Source organism: Myxococcales bacterium, from assembly GCA_016706225.1.
GTDB lineage: Bacteria > Myxococcota_A > Polyangia > Polyangiales > Polyangiaceae > JADJKB01.
The window spans coordinates 701071-717621 of sequence record JADJKB010000005.1 but is presented as its reverse complement, the minus strand read 5'-3'; the positions used below and the strand labels follow the sequence as shown (position 1 = coordinate 717621).

16 protein-coding genes are annotated in these 16551 nt (G+C 67.6%); 11 read left to right on the top strand and 5 right to left on the bottom strand.

From position 1 onward, the window contains the following. Window positions 1-25: 25 nt before the first annotated feature. Window positions 26-2329 (top strand): DUF4388 domain-containing protein, encoded by a 2304-nt coding sequence (locus IPI67_10920; protein ID MBK7580706.1) that lies wholly within the window; start codon window positions 26-28, stop codon window positions 2327-2329. 25 nt (window positions 2330-2354) lie between these two features. On the opposite strand, the gene IPI67_10915 is transcribed toward IPI67_10920, so the two are convergent. Further along, window positions 2355-3971, bottom strand: a complete 1617-nt coding sequence (locus tag IPI67_10915; protein MBK7580705.1) for a serine/threonine protein kinase — start codon at window positions 3969-3971, stop codon at window positions 2355-2357. 216 nt (window positions 3972-4187) lie between these two features. Here IPI67_10915 and IPI67_10910 point away from each other — a divergent pair, with 216 nt between their 5' ends. After that, window positions 4188-5864 (top strand): amidase, encoded by a 1677-nt coding sequence (locus tag IPI67_10910; GenBank protein ID MBK7580704.1) that lies wholly within the window; start codon window positions 4188-4190, stop codon window positions 5862-5864. A gap of 15 nt (window positions 5865-5879) precedes the next feature. Here the strand turns inward: IPI67_10910 and IPI67_10905 are convergent, their stop codons facing one another. The 3 genes from IPI67_10905 to IPI67_10895 are packed head-to-tail and all read right to left on the bottom strand — an operon-like array spanning window position 5880 to window position 7976. Continuing rightward, entirely contained in the window at window positions 5880-6191 is a 312-nt protein-coding gene (locus IPI67_10905) for a polyhydroxyalkanoic acid system family protein (protein MBK7580703.1), read from the bottom strand. A 39-nt stretch (window positions 6192-6230) separates the two neighbouring features. Further along, window positions 6231-7139 carry an acyl-CoA dehydrogenase family protein gene (locus tag IPI67_10900; protein MBK7580702.1) on the bottom strand — a complete coding sequence of 303 codons (909 nt, stop codon included), beginning with the start codon at window positions 7137-7139 and terminating at the stop codon, window positions 6231-6233. Beyond that, window positions 7140-7976 (bottom strand): endonuclease/exonuclease/phosphatase family protein, encoded by an 837-nt coding sequence (locus tag IPI67_10895; GenBank protein MBK7580701.1) that lies wholly within the window; start codon window positions 7974-7976, stop codon window positions 7140-7142. A gap of 230 nt (window positions 7977-8206) precedes the next feature. Here IPI67_10895 and IPI67_10890 point away from each other — a divergent pair, with 230 nt between their 5' ends. The 9 genes from IPI67_10890 to IPI67_10850 all read left to right on the top strand — a co-directional run bounded on the left by IPI67_10890 (window position 8207) and on the right by IPI67_10850 (window position 16269). Next, complete coding sequence (locus IPI67_10890) at window positions 8207-8614, top strand: hypothetical protein (protein ID MBK7580700.1); 408 nt, start codon at window positions 8207-8209, stop codon at window positions 8612-8614. A 252-nt stretch (window positions 8615-8866) separates the two neighbouring features. Next, a complete protein-coding gene (locus IPI67_10885; GenBank protein MBK7580699.1) occupies window positions 8867-10045 on the top strand; it encodes a DUF3570 domain-containing protein in 1179 nt (392 codons plus the stop codon). Next, window positions 10042-10527 carry a hypothetical protein gene (locus IPI67_10880; protein MBK7580698.1) on the top strand — a complete coding sequence of 162 codons (486 nt, stop codon included), beginning with the start codon at window positions 10042-10044 and terminating at the stop codon, window positions 10525-10527. The genes IPI67_10885 and IPI67_10880 overlap by 4 nt, the downstream gene beginning before the upstream one ends. Continuing rightward, a complete protein-coding gene (locus IPI67_10875) occupies window positions 10524-11687 on the top strand; it encodes a hypothetical protein (GenBank protein ID MBK7580697.1) in 1164 nt (387 codons plus the stop codon). The genes IPI67_10880 and IPI67_10875 overlap by 4 nt, the downstream gene beginning before the upstream one ends. Before the next feature lie 61 nt (window positions 11688-11748). Further along, a complete protein-coding gene (locus tag IPI67_10870) occupies window positions 11749-12522 on the top strand; it encodes a hypothetical protein (GenBank protein MBK7580696.1) in 774 nt (257 codons plus the stop codon). A gap of 30 nt (window positions 12523-12552) precedes the next feature. Then, the gene (locus tag IPI67_10865; protein MBK7580695.1) at window positions 12553-13011 is read left to right on the top strand and encodes a hypothetical protein; all 459 of its coding nucleotides are present in this window, start codon (window positions 12553-12555) and stop codon (window positions 13009-13011) included. Window positions 13012-13013: 2 nt separating this feature from the next. Beyond that, a complete protein-coding gene (locus IPI67_10860) occupies window positions 13014-13367 on the top strand; it encodes a hypothetical protein (GenBank protein MBK7580694.1) in 354 nt (117 codons plus the stop codon). A gap of 137 nt (window positions 13368-13504) precedes the next feature. Next, window positions 13505-15064, top strand: coding sequence for a hypothetical protein (locus IPI67_10855; GenBank protein MBK7580693.1), 1560 nt, complete (start codon window positions 13505-13507; stop codon window positions 15062-15064). Window positions 15065-15102: 38 nt separating this feature from the next. Then, window positions 15103-16269 (top strand): VWA domain-containing protein, encoded by a 1167-nt coding sequence (locus IPI67_10850; protein ID MBK7580692.1) that lies wholly within the window; start codon window positions 15103-15105, stop codon window positions 16267-16269. A gap of 57 nt (window positions 16270-16326) precedes the next feature. Here IPI67_10850 and IPI67_10845 read toward each other — a convergent pair whose 3' ends face one another. Beyond that, window positions 16327-16497: a hypothetical protein gene (locus tag IPI67_10845; protein ID MBK7580691.1), complete on the bottom strand. Its 171-nt coding sequence runs from the start codon at window positions 16495-16497 to the stop codon at window positions 16327-16329. Window positions 16498-16551: the final 54 nt, after the last annotated feature.

The window sequence follows — 16551 nt, the reverse complement described above, 5'->3', positions numbered from 1 at the left end:
CCCTGCGGCCTGAAAAATGGGCGGAATGTGGACGCCCACCTGGGTTGGAGAACGCTTGCGAGCCGAAGGCCTGATCACGGCCGCGCAGCTCTCCGCCACAGTGCAGGCGATGCAGCTCTACAACGAGCGCATGGAAGAAGCGCTGCTCCGCATCGGCGCAATCGACGAAGACCGCCTGCTGCGCTTCGCCGCGGAGCGCTGCCGCACGCAGTTCGTTTCAACGGCGAAGCTGTCGCGCCTCCAGGTCACGGAGCAGGCGCTGCGGCTCTTGCCGGAGCGCACCGCCGATAAATTGCTCGCGTTTCCGGTTCGCTACGAGCCCGAGACCGACACGCTGAGCATCGTGTCGCCGGACGCCGGCAATCCCGAATACAAGAAGGAGCTCTCGATCGCCATCCGGGTTCGAGAAGTGAAACCCTACATCGCGCGTCCAGCGGCGGTGAAGGCCGCGATAGCAAAGTGGTATCGCGGCGAGACCAATCCGTTCGGAACGCTCCTGGCCGAGTCCTACATGCTCGGCAACGCTTTCGAAGAAGCGCCCCCGCCGCAGCGTGTGACCGAGACGCGGCCAGGCGGCATCGGGCACCCTGAGCCGGCGCGCGAAACGACGCCCCGACCGGAGTACTTCGTGACGCCGGTGCCGGCTGCTGCCGCGCCGGTGCGAGACCCGTTTCCGCGGGACGTCCCGCCGCCGCCCCCGATGCTGGAGCTCGGCGCGCCCCAGGCGCCGGAGTCCTTTCGTGTGTCGGACCGGCGTACCGGCCAAGCGCCTGCTTCCGCACACCCGACGAGTCCGCAACACCCTCGAGCGCCGGAACCGGTGGTGAAGTACCCGCCGCAACCCCGGGAGCCCCCGCCTGTCTCGCACCACTACGTGCCGGTTCCCGACGGACCGCCAGCGAGAGAGACCACCCGCGAACCGCCGGCGGTACCTCACCCGACGGGCAGGTCGACGAGCCAGGCGCCGCCCTCCCGCTTCTCTCCGTCGGGATTCCCCGCGCCGATGTCCGAACCGCGAGACCGACGTCTCCGCGACCTGGCCGAGCTTCTCAACGTCCTGGTCACGTTGAACGAGAACACCCGGGACGAGTTTCGAGGGCACTCGGCGTCGGTGGCGCGGCTGTCGAAGATGATGATGGAGCGCATGGGCCTCGACGAGGCCGTCCAGACCCACGCCGTGATCGCCGCGAACCTCCACGACCTGGGCAAACCCGTCTCGTACCACCTGACCCCGCTCAACGTCGCGCAGTACGACACGCACCGGCGGGCCGCGCTCAAGCTGGTGTACACACCGCAGCGCTTGGTCGACAGCGTGGGATTCCCGATCGAGGCCACCTCCGCCGTGAGCTCGATGTACGAGCGCTTCGACGGCACGGGTTTTCCCGGGCGCACGTCGGGCAAGTCCATTCCTCTCGGCGCCCGAGTGCTCGCGCTGTGTGACTCGTACTCGGACCTGACGCTGAACCCACGCAACCTGTACCGCAAAGAGCTGTCTCACGAGGAGTCCCACAAGGTCCTCGACGAACACGCCGGCACCTTGTTCGACCCCGACTTGGTCGAGTTGCTCTCGCAGCTCGTCGTGGGTGAAGACCTGAGGCGACGCCTCAGCGACGACAACCCACTGGTCTTGATCGTCGAACCGGACGCGGAAGAGGCCACGATTCTCGAGCTCAGGCTGGTCGCGCAGGGCTTCGACGTGAAGGTCACGCGCTCGGCCGATCAGGCGCTGAAGTTCGCCGAGACGGGCAACGTCCGCCACGTGCTGTCCGAGGTCGAGCTCCAGCCGTTCGACGGCTTCGATCTATTGGCGCGGCTGCGTCGGGCGGAAGCCACCAAGAACGTGCCCTTCCTGTTCGTCGCCAAGAACTCCGACGCCGCGGCGGTCGATCGCGCGTTCAGCCTGGGCGCCCAGGACTACGTGGTGAAACCCACGACCGGCGACGTGCTGGCCGGAAAACTGCGGCGCCTCCAGGCCGCGCCGCGCAAGAACAGCTCGGACAGCGTGGCCGCCGGCGTGGCGGGTTCCCTCAAAGATCTCGCGCTCCCCGATCTGATGCAGATCCTCCATCACGGACGCAAGAGCGGCAAGGTCAGCGTGAAGTCGTCGGGGCGCGAAGGTCAGCTCCACTTTCACGAGGGACGCATGGTGCACGCCACGCTCGACCAACTGGCGGGGGAGGAGGCCGTGTACGAGATGCTCACGTTCTCCGAAGGCAGCTTCGCGCTCGACCCGGCGTTCATGCCGACGGAAAGTACGATCAGGGCCAGCCCCGAGATGGTGATCCTCGAGGGGCTGCGACGCCTGGACGAAAAGAACCGCGACGCCTGAGCGGGCTTCGCCCGCGCGCGCGGTCTCAGCGGGCTTGCTGCGCGATCCGGGAGACTGCCAGCAAGATGCCGGCGACGACCAGCGGGCCTGCCACCCACAGCGGTCGCACCGGTCCGACGGCGAAGAGCTCACCGGAGTACTGCGAGTAGGCGAAATCCGCAGCCATGATCAGAATGCCGACGCCCACCAGTTGCACCGGACCACGCAAGCGCTCCTTGAGCCGCTCGGTGCTCGCGCCCGGCATGGGATCGTTCGCGCCATAACGCGCGGGCCCGGAGCGGATCGGTGCAGAGCGAGGCGACAGGCCAATGCCGTCCATGGGCCCGCCCAGCCCCAACGACTGCGGCGCCGCGGCCATGCGATCGGGGGGACCGATCTCGTCCGGGTCCTCGAGGTACCCACCACCGAAGCCCGCGGACGAGACCGCGCCGCCGGAACTGTCACGCGCGAGAGTGATCTTTGCCGGCGCGCTGGGCGCCGCGGCACGCGCGGCGGGTGCCTGCCTCGGCGCCCGGATCCCGAGCTCCAGATCGGGGACCTCCGCCTTCCGCGCCGGCTCGGCAGCGAGCCCGGGGTCGAGCACGCCCACGCCTGCGGGCCGCGTCATCGCCATTGGATCGGGCCTCACCGAAACGAGCAGCGGCTGCGCGCCAAACGGTCCTGGAGCCGGGGGCACGATGGACGCGGCGCCCTCCCGTACCCCAGCAGCGCGGTGCAAGTCGGTCCAAAACTCACCCACGTCCTGATAACGGTCCCGCGGGTCGACCGCGACCGCCTTGGCAAACACCCGCTCCACCTCGTCCGGAACGTCGACCCCCTCGGCCCGCGGCGTCGGGCGCCTCCCGGGATCGATGGTAGACCCGAGCAACGCGGCCTGATCTCCCTCGAACGAAAATCTGCCCGTCAACGCGTTGAGCACCGTCAGCGCCAACCCGAAGACATCGGTCCACGGGCCCGTCTGACCAAAGCGCTTCGGCAGCCACTGCTCTGGCGTGCCGAACGCAGGGGTGAACGCGACGATGCCGTCCCCCTGAGTCGACTGATGGCCGACCATCTGTGTGGCGACGCTCTTCACTTTGCCGATCCCGAAGTCGAGGATCTTGGCGGACCGCTCGCCGTGCAATTCCGAGATGAAGACGTTCTCGGGTTTCATGTCCCGGTGCAGGATGCAGACCTCGCCGTTCTCTCCCGGAAAGTGGTGAGCGCGGTCGAGTGCGCGCGCAACGGGCGTGAGCAGGCGTAATACTTCCTTGAGGCTCAGCGGCGGTTCGAAGCGGCGATTGCGGTCTTCGATGAGGCCGTCGAGCGTTCGGCCGTCCAGCCACTCGAGCGCAATGAACGGCACGAAGCGATCCGTACCTTCCAGCGTGCCGACGTGCAGTGGGCGCACGACCGCCGGAGTGGAGCTCGACAAGCGAAACAACAGCTCCCCTTCCTCGCGAAAGCGCTCCAGGAATTCCTGGTAGTGCTGCGTCCCGAGAGAGTCCGGAACCTTGAGGCATTTCAGCGCGACCTGCGCACGGAACGCGCTGTGGTACGCCCGGTACACCACCGCGAAGCCACCTTCGGCGACGACCTCTTCCACCTGGTACGCGCCTGCTTGCGTCGTACCGACGATGCCGAAGACGTCATCCGCGCCCATATCCGGATGAAGATAGTCAACTCGCCAGAGAGAAACCAGCAAGCTAGGGTCAGGGGCATGGCAAGCCCGCGCAAAGACGGCGCGGTTTCCGCCGCAAAGTCCGGGGCCGCCTGGGAGAACAGGTGCAAGTCCGGGTCGGCGGAAATGTTTCTGTGTGCCCGTCGAGCAGGCGCGACCACCCTCGCGGGCCCCGGCGGGTTGGCCTAACATCGCCGCATGTTCGAGCTACCGCCAGGCCGCATCAGGGGTCGTGCACTTCGCGCGTTGGTGAAGTTGGTCCGCAACACACCGGCGAAGCTGGCGACCGCACAGGTGCTGCGCGGGCAGCTGGGGATCAACGCGCTGCGCACGCTGGGCGCCGAGGCCCGCGGCGATCAGCCCTTCAGCGGGGCGCCGGTCATCGCACGCTGTGACCACCGCCGGCCTTCCGCGGGACTCGGCGTACCGACCGTCGGCGACTGGCCCCGCACCATCGACGGCTACGTTCGCGCCTTCGGGTCCGGCCGCACGAACCCCGAGGAGCTGACGCGCCGCGCGCTGGCTGCCGCGACCCGCCTCGCCAAGCTAACCCCGAGCCTCGGGCCGCTGCTCGATCGCAACGACGAACGAGCGCTGGAGAGCGCCCGGCGGAGCGCCGAGCTGCTCGGGCAAGGCAAGCCGCGCAGCCGGCTCGAAGGCATCCCCATCGCGATCAAGGAAGAGGTGAACGTCTTCGGCCTGCCAACCCGGGTCGGTACGGGTTTTTTGCCGCGCAATCCGGCGACCGAGGACTCCGTGCCGGTGCGTCGCCTGCGCGAAGCTGGAGCAGTGATCCTCGGCACGACGCCCATGACCGAGTACGGCATGTCGCCGCTCGGCGGGAACGTACATCGCGTGATGCCGCGTAACGCCCATCAGAGCGGGCGTTTGCCCGGAGGCAGCTCCAGCGGCTCCGGCGTTGCTGTGGCGACGGGTGTGGTGCCCGTGGCGCTCGGGGCCGACGGCGGCGGGTCGATTCGCATCCCGGCCGCGTACAACGGCGTCTTCGGCATCAAGCCGACCTTTGGGCGCGTGCCCGTGGTCGGTCACGGCGTGGCGGGCGGCTCCAGCGTCGTCCACCTCGGGCCCATCGGCGCCTCGACCCACGACCTGGCAGTGTTTCTCGAGAACGCGAGCGGTGCCGACGATCGAGATCCATCTTCGGTGGGTCAACCCCCGCTCGATCGCGGCGAGTTGTTGGACGCCATCGGCCGCGGAGTGCGGGGCCTGCGCATCGGCGTCGACGACGACGAATGGGCAAGCGCGAGCCCGGAGGTGCAAGCCCAATGCCGCGAGGCCCTGTCCGCGCTCGAACGCGAAGGCGCCACGCTGGTACCGATCGGGATTCGGCTGGCCAAACACGCGGCTCCAATTGGATACCTGAGCATCGGGCTCGAGTTCTTCACCAACCTGGCCGACGTCCGCCGAGAGCACATGGACGAGCTCGGGCTGGATCTGCAGCTGCTGCTCTCGAACCTGGAGACCTTTCAAGCCGACGACTACCTGGACGGGCAGCGACTGCGAACCGAGCTTCGGCGGGAGGTGGCCGCGATCCTCGCCAACGTCGACGTCATGATGCTCCCCACCACGGCGACGACCGCGCCCGTGATCGAAGACCGAGACCTGCAAGACGGCTTCGTCGACCCGGCGGCACTCGACGCGGCCTGCCGCTTTGCTTTCCTCGGCAACCTCACCGGTTGCCCCGCCGGCACGGCGCCAGTCGGCATGGACTCGAACGGCCTGCCAATCGGGGTGCAGGTCATCGGTGACGCGTGGGACGAGGCAGCCGTGTTGCAGGTGCTCGCGCATCTCGAGCGCACCGGCGTCGCTCGGGTCCGACGTCCGGCCGCCGGCATCGATCTTCTGTCGAGCTGAGCGTCGTGGCGGACTTCAGATCTCGCCGCGCTTGGCCTTCTCGATCCACTTCTTGATCTCTTCTTCGATCAGCCCGATGGCCTTGCCCTTGAAAGGGCGCAGCATGAACGGCACCTCGAGATCCATCTGGATGTCCCGCTCGTTGACCTCGAGCGCACCGGCGAGTGAGATCCCCTTCACACGGAAGGTGATCTCGGCCTTCTTCTCGGTCAGCCAGCGCCCGTTCGGGTTGTACTGCGCGAAGCGCTCCTTGTAAGACACCAGGGCGGCTTCAGCGACCTTCTTGGCCGTGTCGAATCCCAAGCCGTGCGGCACGACGTGCTTCATGACCGGCACCACCTAACCCAGGCCGTCGAGCATTTCCAGTCAGTCGAGCAGTCCGAGGGACTCGCGCGCGCGCTTCTGCCGCGCTTCCCGGGCCTTGCCGGCCACGCCAAGCAGGGGCCGATCCCGGACGAAACGCGCACTTTCGGCCCCATCCACCTGCGCCCAGAGTGCGTCGGCGGACACGAGCGACGCGGCGGTCCTCTCCAAGAGCCCCCCGAGCGCGAGGTGCATCGACGGCGAAGTGGCGTCGGCTCGGGCGAGATCGCGGGCCGCGCACGCCAGCACCAGCAGGCGCTCGAGCTCGGCGGCGGGCCAGGCATATCGGCGGGCGACTCCCAGCAAGTAACCGAGCAGCGCCGCGTGCACGTGCAGATCCTCCAGTGTGCGAAACGGCTTGAGGTACCGGGCGTAACCGTCGCCGGGCAGGACGTCGTCCGCTCCGACCTGCACCTTCTCGAATCGCAAGCTCGCGTGAGGGATCTCCGGCACGAATGCCGTCTCCGGCATCGACTCGAGCAGCACACCGGGCGCATGCAGCGAGACCCGCACCAGCACGAGGTCGGGGCGTCCGTCGCGCTCTCCACGCTTTGCAACACACAGCGCCTGCTCTGCCAGCGACCCGAGGGTGGCCCAGCGTTTGTGTCCGTCGAGCACAAAGCCCGTTGAAGCGGCCGTGAGCCGCGTCTCGATCGCTCGCGGATGGTTGCCCCCGGCCTCGGTCGCGCACAGGCACGTGGGAGTCTCACCGAGCTCCGGGACCAACCCCCGGAGCGCCGCCGCATAACCACCGGCAAAGGCGAACCCCAGGCGATCCGCCGCTGCGCCGAGCAAGAGCGCACGGTCGATGGCGACGGCTTCCCGCGTGAGGGGCCCGGTCGCGCGCCAGAAGCTCGGCAGGTCGTCGACGACCACCCGTTCGGTGCCGAGCAGTCTGGCCAAAAACTCCATCTATTCTGGCCTCGCGCTGGCCGCGAGCTCCGTCACGACGCCGAAGTGATCGCTGGGCCACAGCTCGCCGTCGGGGCTGGGTTCGCTCTGAGCGAAGGCCAGCCGCGTCGACAGCGGCTCGCCGCGGAACGTGCGGTCCGGGCCCCGCACGAAGATGTAGTCGATGCGACGCGGCGGTTCGTGCGCCAGAGCGGCGAAGCGGTTCTGGCGATCGAAAGTGTATCCAGGCCCGTCACCCGCGTGGACCCAGGCGTCGGCGAAGTACACACTCCGGCCCTCGATCGTGGCGTGTCCCGACAGATAGCGGATCTCGTCTGCCTCGGGGCCGGCGTTGAAGTCGCCCATCAGCACCGGCGGCAAGCGGCCGTCATCGACGGGGCAGAGCTCGAAGATCTTGTCGACGATGAAGCGCACCTGCGCGAGGCGAATGCTGCCGTGGTGAAGCTTCCAGTTCAGGTGGGTGACGAACACCGGCAAGAGCCCGTGGGGCGTCTCGACCAGAGAGTAGAGCAGCACGCGGGCCTCGTGCGCGTCGCGCTCGGGCAGCGGAAAATGAGCTTGTTCGCGCAGCGGGTGACGACTGAGGAGGGCATTGCCGAACAGCAGCCCGCCGCCGTAGCTCATGGCCGGGGCGAACGCGATCTCGTAACCCAGGCCCAGAGCCAGCTCCGCCGCCTGGTCCGCCTGCGGTCCGACCGCGCCTGCGTCGTCACCCGCCAGACGGAGCACCTCCTGCAAGCCGAGCACGTCGGGTGAGAGCGCGGCGAGGTCGCGGCGGATCAGCTCGCGGCGCAGCGGCCAGGGGCCGGACTTGTTCCAGATGTTGAGGGTGGCGATGCGAAGGCGCTCGGTCATGTTCGTCCTCTCGTGGATGCGCCCAGGGTACCGAGGCGAAACAAACCAGCGCCCCGTCGGGAAATCAGCTGCACCAGCCTACCCCGCCCAGGTCCTCTCGCCCGAGCACGAAAAATTCTTGGAACTGTCGCCGACCGGCGGCTGTCCTTCCCTTCAATCCGCCGCTTCTCGCGGCGTCACGGGCTCACGGAGCCCTTTTCAAGGAGCAGGCGATGAGCCGTCGTGCGTTATCGATCTTGTCGGGTCTGGGTGTATTCGGAGCCCTGTCGTTTCCAGCCGGCCAGGGCGCCGGCGTTCCCGGGTTGTCCATCAACACGGCGAGTGCCCAGGAGAGCGGGCCGCCGCGACCCGAAAGCTGCATGTCGTTCAGCAAGGGGAACCTGGACAAGGGCATCAGCTTCGATATCGAGAGCCACTGCGAGATGAAGCTCGCGTGCAAGGTGAGCTGGGTCGTCCAGTGCGCGGACAACGACGGCAAGGTCGAGTCGCGCACCACGAAGCGAGAACAATTCGGTCTCGAGAACGGTGAGAGCCGCGGGGTCCCGATGTCCGCCGAGACGTGCAAACAAAGCTGGAAGGTCGAGAATGTCAGCTGGGGCTGCGACCCCGTGAAGAAGTGAGGCCGACGAAGGGTGCCGTTTTCAGCTCGGTGCGCTAGTGTGCCGAGTCCGCAAATCGGGCAAGATGTGACCTCAGCACACTAGCGAATTCGCGGAGCGAATTCCGCGGGGTGAATCGCGCGAAGCGCGAGAGGGGCGCGCGGCGCCCTTTCGAGGAAGATAGTGTCTGCGCTGCGATAGCAGCGCCGCGCGGAGCGCGGTCCGCAATTCGGTTGCGAATTGCGGATTCACGACACTAGCCTCTCGGGGCCAGTGAATCGCCGCCATGGCATAGGCGCGCTCGTCGCAGCCGCAGTCCTCGAAGCCGCGCTAGCCTCTGCCGAACCGGGCAACGTGCGCTGGCAGACCCGCGCGGAGGTCGCGGGTTATTCCGACTCCGACCACGTCGCGGTCTTGACGCCGTCGCTCGCGGCAGGCGCCAAGGCCTCGAGTCTCGCGCTGGCGGTCGAGGGCAGCTACCTCGTCGACATCGTGTCGGCCGCGTCCGTGGACATCGTGTCGGCCGCGAGCCCGCGCTGGAACGAGGTGCGCCACGCCGGCACACTGGTCGCCTCCTACGACCCGGGCCCGTTCGGGCTGTCCCTCTCCGGCGGCACGAGTGTCGAGCCGGACTACGTCTCGCTGGCCGGCGGAATTTCGGGCCGCTACGCCTTCGCTCGGAAGAACGTCACACTCTCGGCCGGCTACACCTACGAACACGACGTCGCTGGGCGGACCACCACACCCTTCTCCGTGTACGCGCTTCGGCTCGATCGCCACCAGCTGTCGGCGGGCCTGGAGATCGTGCTCGGTCGAGCCACCACTCTGAACCCGACGGTGGATCTCTCGTTCGACTCCGGGCGCCAGGAGAAACCCTATCGCTGGCTGCCGCTGTTCGACGAAAGCGTCGTGGATCAGGTTCCGGCGGGCGCCTCCGTCGAGCGTGTGAATCAGCTGAGGCTGCCTGGCCGCGTCGCCGAACACCTGCCGGATACTCGTCAACGCTACGCCGCGAGCGCACGCCTTGCCCATCGCTTCAGCGCCTCGACGCTGATCCTCTGGGACCGCGTCTACCTCGACAGCTGGGGGCTCGGCGCCACGACGGCGGATCTGCGCTGGACCTTCGACCTTTCCCGGCGGCTGTCGGTGTGGCCGCACCTGCGGTTCCACGGCCAAGACGGCGTGTCGTTCTGGCGCCACGCCTACGTGGGTCGGATCTCCGCGGCGCAGGTCACGGTGCCCGATCTCCGGACCGGAGATCGCGAGCTCGGCCCGCTCTGGACCCTGACGGCAGGCCCCGGTGCAAAGCTCGACGTCGGCGGCACGGACCCCGAGCGCGCGAGCGTCAGCCTGGAGTTCGACGGCAGCTACACGGATTTTCGGGACACGCTCTACATCGAACATCGCTGGAGCGCGCTGGTCGTGGCAGGCTTTTCTTTGAGGTTTCAGTGAACCGCCTGCTCACCCTCGCCGCCCTCTGCCTCTACCTCTCGGCTTGCGAGGACCCCGTGTTGAAGGCGAGAGCCGAGTCCCTGGGGCCCGATCTGGGGCCCTACGAAGAGGGGCCATTTCATCGGGCTGGTGCGCCGTGCACCTGGTGTCACACCAAGGGCGGGGACGGTGAGTCGAAATTCGATCTCGCCGGCACCGTCTATGACCGCGCCGGCTCGGACCGCGCGCTGTCCGGCGTGCAAGTGCGACTGTTCGACAAACACGGCAAGACGCAGGCGCTCTACAGCAACGAGGCCGGTAACTTCTTCCTCAGCGAAGGCGATCTGCAGCTCGATTTTCCCCTGTGGGTGAAGCTCGAGTTTCAGGGCGAGACCACCGCCATGCAGACGCCGATCTTCCGGGAGCGATCGTGCGCGGCCTGTCACATGGATCCAGCGAGCCCCGAGCGCGCGGGACGCGTCTTTCTCTGGGAGGACCAGTGAGACGCGCGCTTCTTCTGGGTCTGGTGGTCGCGTGCTCGGCCTCGAACGACGCCAAGACCTTCGACGCCCCGAGCCCGGAAGAGTTCATGCGCGTCAGCAGCATGCTCGGCGCGCGCTGTGGTTCCCTCGACTGCCACGGGCAGATGGCGCGGAATTTTCGCCTGTACGACAAGTTCGGCCTGCGCCTCTCGCCCGAAGATTTCCCCGGCGGTCGCCAGGACCAGCAGGAAGAGCACGACGCGAACTACCTGTCGGTGCTCGCCCTCGAACCGGAGATCCTGAGCGAGGTGAGCCACGACGGGGGGAAGAATCCCGAGCGGCTGAGCCTCGTGCGCAAAGCCCGGGAGCTCGAGAGCCACAAAGGTGGGAACGCCCTCGACGATCTCGGGTCCCCGACCGGAGAGTCGAACGCGAGGCACTGTTTGTACTCCTGGCTCGAAGGGAAAGTGGACGCGAAGGCGTGTTTCGCCGCCTCTACCTTCGCAAAGCCACCGGGCTTCGCGGGCACGGGCACCGGTGGCACGGGCGGTACTGGCGGCGGGCCAAGCGGCGGCAGCGGCGGCACACAGAGCGGCGGTGGGGGCACACTCGGCGGTGGCGGTGGCGCACTCGGCGGCAGCGGCGGCACACTCGGTGGCGGGGGCGGATTCGGCGGCAACACCGGCGGCAGCACCACGAACGGGGGAACGGGAGGAAGCTCGGGCACGGGCGGCGGAGGTGGGTGCGGCGCGAGCGGTCCAGCGTGCCCAGTCGACTTCTGGCCGGGGGACTACGACCCGACTTGCAAAGCACCCAAGCCTCCTCCGGCGGGGCACCTGTCGCTGTCGAAGGTCGAGTGCCAGACCTGCCACGGTGCCACCGGCACCGCGACCCAGTTCTATTTTGCCGGCGTGGTCTGGCACTGGGGCGGCAAACAGGGTGCCGCCAACATCGAGGTCGGCCTCCGCGACGGCAACACGTTCATCTACACCTGCACGGACGCGAACGGTTTCTTCTCCGTGCCCTTGGCGACGACTCCGCCGATCAACTGGCTCAGCGTGGAGTCGCGCATCCGGGCCGAGCTCGGTGAGAAGATCATGCCCAGCGACAAGGAGCACAAACCCACCTGTAACGACTCGAAATGCCACGCCGACCCCCTGCACCAGATCTGGGCCCCCTGAATCCTTCGCCCCGGGCCGCCCGACCCGATAGGATCACCCACCAGAACGGAGCAAGAACCCCGTGCAAGACCTGAAGCTTTCCCAATGGGCTGCCTGGCTCGTGCTGTCGCTTGCGGCATCGGCGTGCGGGTCGAGCGCCACCGACGAGGGATTGAACGGTGGGGCCGGCGGTAAATCGAGCGGCGGTGCTGCGGGTCAAGGCAGCGGCGGCACGGCCAGCGGCGGCGCGGCCGGCAGCGCGAGCGGCGGCACGAACGCCGGCGGAGCCGCGGGCAGCGGAGCTGCGACCAGCGGTGGCGGCGGCAGCGCGGCGGGCGGGACGGGGGGCACCGGCAGCGGCGGCGCCGGCAGCGGGGGTTGCGGCGGCGGCAACGGCGGAACCTGCGGCAACGACGGCACCGCCTGGCCAGCGAATGCTCAGGGATTCGAGTGCCAGTTGATCGACCTCCTCAACCAAAAACGCGCGGCCGGAGCCACGTGTGGCACGACGGCGGCCCCGCCCGTCGCAGCGTTGCCGCGCAATCAGATCTTGACCAACAACGCCCGCGCTCACAGCGAGAGCATGGCAACCAACAAATACGTCGACCTCATGGAGCCGGGCGGCGTGGGTCCCGGCGACTGGGCCCAGAAGGGCTACTGCGGAACATACGTCGCCGCGGAGGTTGGCGGAGGCCAATCCAATCCGAGTTTGTTCCTGGCCACGCTGATGAACGTCGAGACCGAGTGCAAGAAGCTGATGAGTGAGTATGGCAAGGGTGTCGGTGTGGGATACGTCACCGACTCGACGGGCATCTCCGTTCACATGTGGACGCTGATCATCGGCTCCGCACCCTGAGGCTCCGTCGCCTAGATTCGATCGCATCCCATGCTGGCATTCGAACCCTACGCCCGACTCTTGCACTTCCTGCACCTGCTCGCGGCAGTCGTCAGCGTCGCGTCGTGTGTGCACCTGCTCGTGCGCATGGCCAAAGGGCGCCCGGATCCGCGCGTGCGCCGTCACGGCCTGGTGCTCGGCGTCGCGTACTCTGCCGCCTGGCTGCTCGGGGCGACGATCTATCCGACGTTCCGCGTGCGCGTTCGCGCCGACTTTCTCGACGCGGCGCACCCTTGGGCCACCGGCCTGTTCGAAATCAAGGAACACGCGGCCACGCTGGCGCTGCTTCCCGTGCTGACCATCGTCTTGCTGACCCGCAGCACGGAGTCAGGTACGGGTGCCGGGGGCGGCCATCGACGCCTCGTGCTCGGTCTGGCGTCGGTGGTGTTGGGCGTCCTCGTCTACAACGCCAGCGTCGGTTGGTACCTTGGCACACTGAGGAGCGTCTGAACGTGACCCGACAAGACCGTGTCGCGCTCGCCTGCTCGTCGTCGATCCTTGTCGCCTGCGCCATCCACGCATTTGCGCCGGCGGGCCCCATCTATTATCCGCTGGAGCACGCTTGGCGCTCGACGCCGTCGGGTGATGGCATTGCCATGTACTGGTACGGGCGTTCGCTCTGGACGATCAGCGCGGGGGCGCTCACCCTCGGAATCGTTTGGCTGTTGCTGAGGCGATCCACGACCGGCACGCCAGTCCCCCTGCCGGCATGGGCCTCACGCGCGCTTGCCACCATCACCTTGGCCGTGCTGCTCGTTGCGCTTGGACACACGGCGTTCTCCGAGTCGGCGAATTGGATGAGGTGAGCCGAGTCGGACCCTCGAGCGCGTGAGTAGGCCGATGTGCGACATTGGCCCCCGAGCGCAGCTCCGCCAATCGCTCGCTGGAAGGGCCAGGACGGTCTACACTCCTCGAGGCTCGAAGCTGAGCCGGAGCGCGCAAGATGAAACACACAACTCTCTCTGTCCTTGGTGGTTCGGTTGTCGTTGCGTTGGTCGCCGCGGCCTGTGGCAGCGGGTCCGGCGGTGGTGGCACAGCGGGCTCGGGCACGGGCGCGGTCTCCGGCACGGGCGCGACCTCCGGCTCCGGTGGCGGCGGAACGTCCGCGACGGGCGGCACGAGCGGCGCAGGCGGAGCGAGCGGCGCAGGCGGCACCAGCACGGGGCCGTGCACCGAAGGCGCTGCGCAGTGCGTGGGCAATACACCACAGACCTGTGAAAGCGGCGCCTGGAAGAGCGGCTCACCCTGTCCCTTTGCCTGCCTGGCCGGCACGTGCTCGGGCTCGTGCGCTCCGGGCGCAACGCAGTGCAGCGGCTTTACCCCGCAGACCTGCGACGCGAGCGGCAACTGGATCGACGGCACTGCGTGCCAGTTCGCCTGCGCGGCCGGCGCCTGCACCGGCGTGTGCACCCCCGGCGAGACGAAGTGCAAGCTGACCACACCGCAGACCTGCGACGCGAACGGCGCCTGGCAGAACGGCACGGCCTGTCCGTACGGTTGTGACAAGGGTGTGTGCAAGGACGCCTGTGTTGCCGGAGAGTTCAACTGCAACGGCAACGAGGTCCAGCAGTGCGACGTCGGTCCGCCGGCAAAGTGGGTGCCGAAGTCGCCGGCCTTGAACTGCAGCCCCACGGCGAACACCGCGTGTGACAAGGCCACCGGCACCTGCAAGGCCGTGCCGACGGTGGGCACCGCCACTTCGACTGGCACCTACTACCAGTACGCCACCTTCAACACGGCCGCCGGGTTCTTGGGCGGCTACGACGTCGACTCTTACGAGGACAAGATCTACGTCAACCGCAGCAGTTATCTGGACGTTTACCAGGTGACCCTGCTCGACACGGACGGCGACGGCAAGCTCGAGCCAGATCAACACCCCAGCAATCCCCTGGCCACGGGTCCCAAAGAGCAGCGCACGCTCAAGCTCCTCAAGTCCTACCTCAAGACGACGGATAACGTCCCGCTCGGCGGCGGGTCCGTCGCCGAGTTGTTCGCCCTTTCGGATCGCATCTATTCCCTCGGGCCGACCCACAACGGGGAGATCAGTGAGTACATCCTGGGCACCAAGGCCACGAAGCAGGTCGTCGCTCCAACGACCGGCCTGTACTTCTCGCAGCTGGGTTTCGGCGACGCCGACGGCCTCTGGTACGCGTCGAACGAGGGCAACCGGCGGGTCTACTCGTACCACGCGGCGACGAAACAGTGGGTCGCCGAGTTCAACTACCCGAACCTCGTCGGCGGCCACATGGATGGTCTGGAAGTCATCGTCTCGCCCAAGACCGGTGAGCAGTACGTCTTTGTCTCCGACATGACGTCCGACTTCCTCGGCCAGTACCGCAAGGACCCGACCGGTTGGACTCAGGTCAACCTGTTCGTCTACACCGACACCACCTCCCAGGTGCTCGAGGGCATGGGCTTCGGGGCGCTCAACCACTTCTGGGCTACCGGTGGCTCGATCTTGTACGAGATCGGCGGCGGTGATCTGGCGCAGTATCTCGAGTGATTGCGGTCGTGCGACGCGCGAAAGTCTTGGGCTCACACATGAAAAATTCGAAGCAGAGGTTGGGCTCGGTGTTCACCGCGACCCTGGGCATCCTGGCGTTCAGCGCGCTGCCCGCCGCGTGCGGAAGTGACAGCGGCGGCGGCAGTGCAGGCTCCGGCACCGGCGCCGTCAGCGGTGGGGGCGCGGGCGGTGGCGCGGCCGACTCCGGGGTCGGCGGCGGCTCGGGAGGGATCTCCTTCGGCGGCGGCGGAAGCGGTGGCGGCTTGAACCTCGACAGCGGCAGCGGCGGCTTCAGCGGGGACTCCGGCAGCTGCGCGGCCGAGAGCCAGACCGCGGATCTGGTGCCCCTCGACCTCTACATCATGCTCGATCGCTCCGGCTCGATGCTGACGAACGGCGGCTGGGGACCGGTGAAGACCGCGCTCGACGGCTTCGTCGCCGACACGGCATCGGCGGGCATCGGCGTCGGGCTTGCCTATTTCCCAGGCTCGCCCGAATGCATGGTGGGTACCTACTCGAACGCAGCGGTTCCGATCGCGGCTCTACCGGGGAACGCCCAGCCCATTTCGACGTCCCTCGCGGCCACCGCGCCGGGCGGACAGACGCCGACTTTGCCGGCGATGAAGGGCGCCGTGGACGCAATGAGCGCGTGGTTGCTACTGAACCCGACGCACACCGGAGTCATCGTGCTCGCTACCGATGGCATCCCCAACAACTGCGGCAGCACCGTCGACAATGTCGCGGCCGTCGCTCAGGCTGCGCTGAACGACAACCCGAAGATCCTCACCTTCGTGATCGGCGTCGGCACCGAGCTGACCAGCCTGGACAAGATCGCTCAGTCCGGCGGTACGAACAAGGCGTTCCTGGTCGACACGACCGGTAACGTCACGCAGCAGTTCATCGCGGCCCTGAACGCGATCCGCGGCGGCTCCATCGCCTGTGAGTATCTGATCCCGAAGCCCGAAGGCGGCACGATCGATCCCGGCAAGGTCAACGTCCAGTACACCCCCGGAAACGGCGGCGCGCCGGAGACGTTCCCCAAAGTCGACAACGAGGCCGCGTGCGGCAGCGCCGACGGTTGGTACTACGACAACCCGAGCTCTCCGACCAAGGTCATCTTGTGCAAGGCAGCCTGTGACAAGGCCAAACAAGACTCCAAGGCCACGGTCAGCGTCGCGTTCGGTTGCAAGACAGTCGTGAAGTGAGCCACGATTCCGGTTCCCAGGTCGGTTGCTGGGTGATCCGAACATGACTCGTGAGTTTCAGAGGCGGGCTGCACTCTCGTTGCTGCCGGTTTTGCTCTTCGGCTGTCGCTCGACGAGTGATGCGGGCACGAGCGCCGCACCCTCGGCTTCCGTGAGCGAATCCGCACCCGCGCCGTCGGCCAGCGCTTCCGTACCTCCGACGACACCGCCGCCGCTCGAAAACGCCAACTCCGGTCTGCTTCCTCTCTCCCCTCTTCCAGAGCCACCCCAGCTTTGTGTCGG

Bases quoted from the DNA above. Each gene is read 5' to 3' on its own strand.
- IPI67_10920 (MBK7580706.1), top strand. From the start codon at position 26: ATGTGGACGCCCACCTGGGTTGGAGAACGCTTGCGAGCCGAAGGCCTG.
- IPI67_10915 (MBK7580705.1), bottom strand. From the start codon at position 3,971: ATGGGCGCGGATGACGTCTTCGGCATCGTCGGTACGACGCAAGCAGGC.
- IPI67_10910 (MBK7580704.1), top strand. From the start codon at position 4,188: ATGTTCGAGCTACCGCCAGGCCGCATCAGGGGTCGTGCACTTCGCGCG.
- IPI67_10905 (MBK7580703.1), bottom strand. From the start codon at position 6,191: ATGAAGCACGTCGTGCCGCACGGCTTGGGATTCGACACGGCCAAGAAG.
- IPI67_10900 (MBK7580702.1), bottom strand. From the start codon at position 7,139: ATGGAGTTTTTGGCCAGACTGCTCGGCACCGAACGGGTGGTCGTCGAC.
- IPI67_10890 (MBK7580700.1), top strand. From the start codon at position 8,207: ATGAGCCGTCGTGCGTTATCGATCTTGTCGGGTCTGGGTGTATTCGGA.
- IPI67_10865 (MBK7580695.1), top strand. From the start codon at position 12,553: ATGCTGGCATTCGAACCCTACGCCCGACTCTTGCACTTCCTGCACCTG.
- IPI67_10855 (MBK7580693.1), top strand. From the start codon at position 13,505: ATGAAACACACAACTCTCTCTGTCCTTGGTGGTTCGGTTGTCGTTGCG.
- IPI67_10850 (MBK7580692.1), top strand. From the start codon at position 15,103: ATGAAAAATTCGAAGCAGAGGTTGGGCTCGGTGTTCACCGCGACCCTG.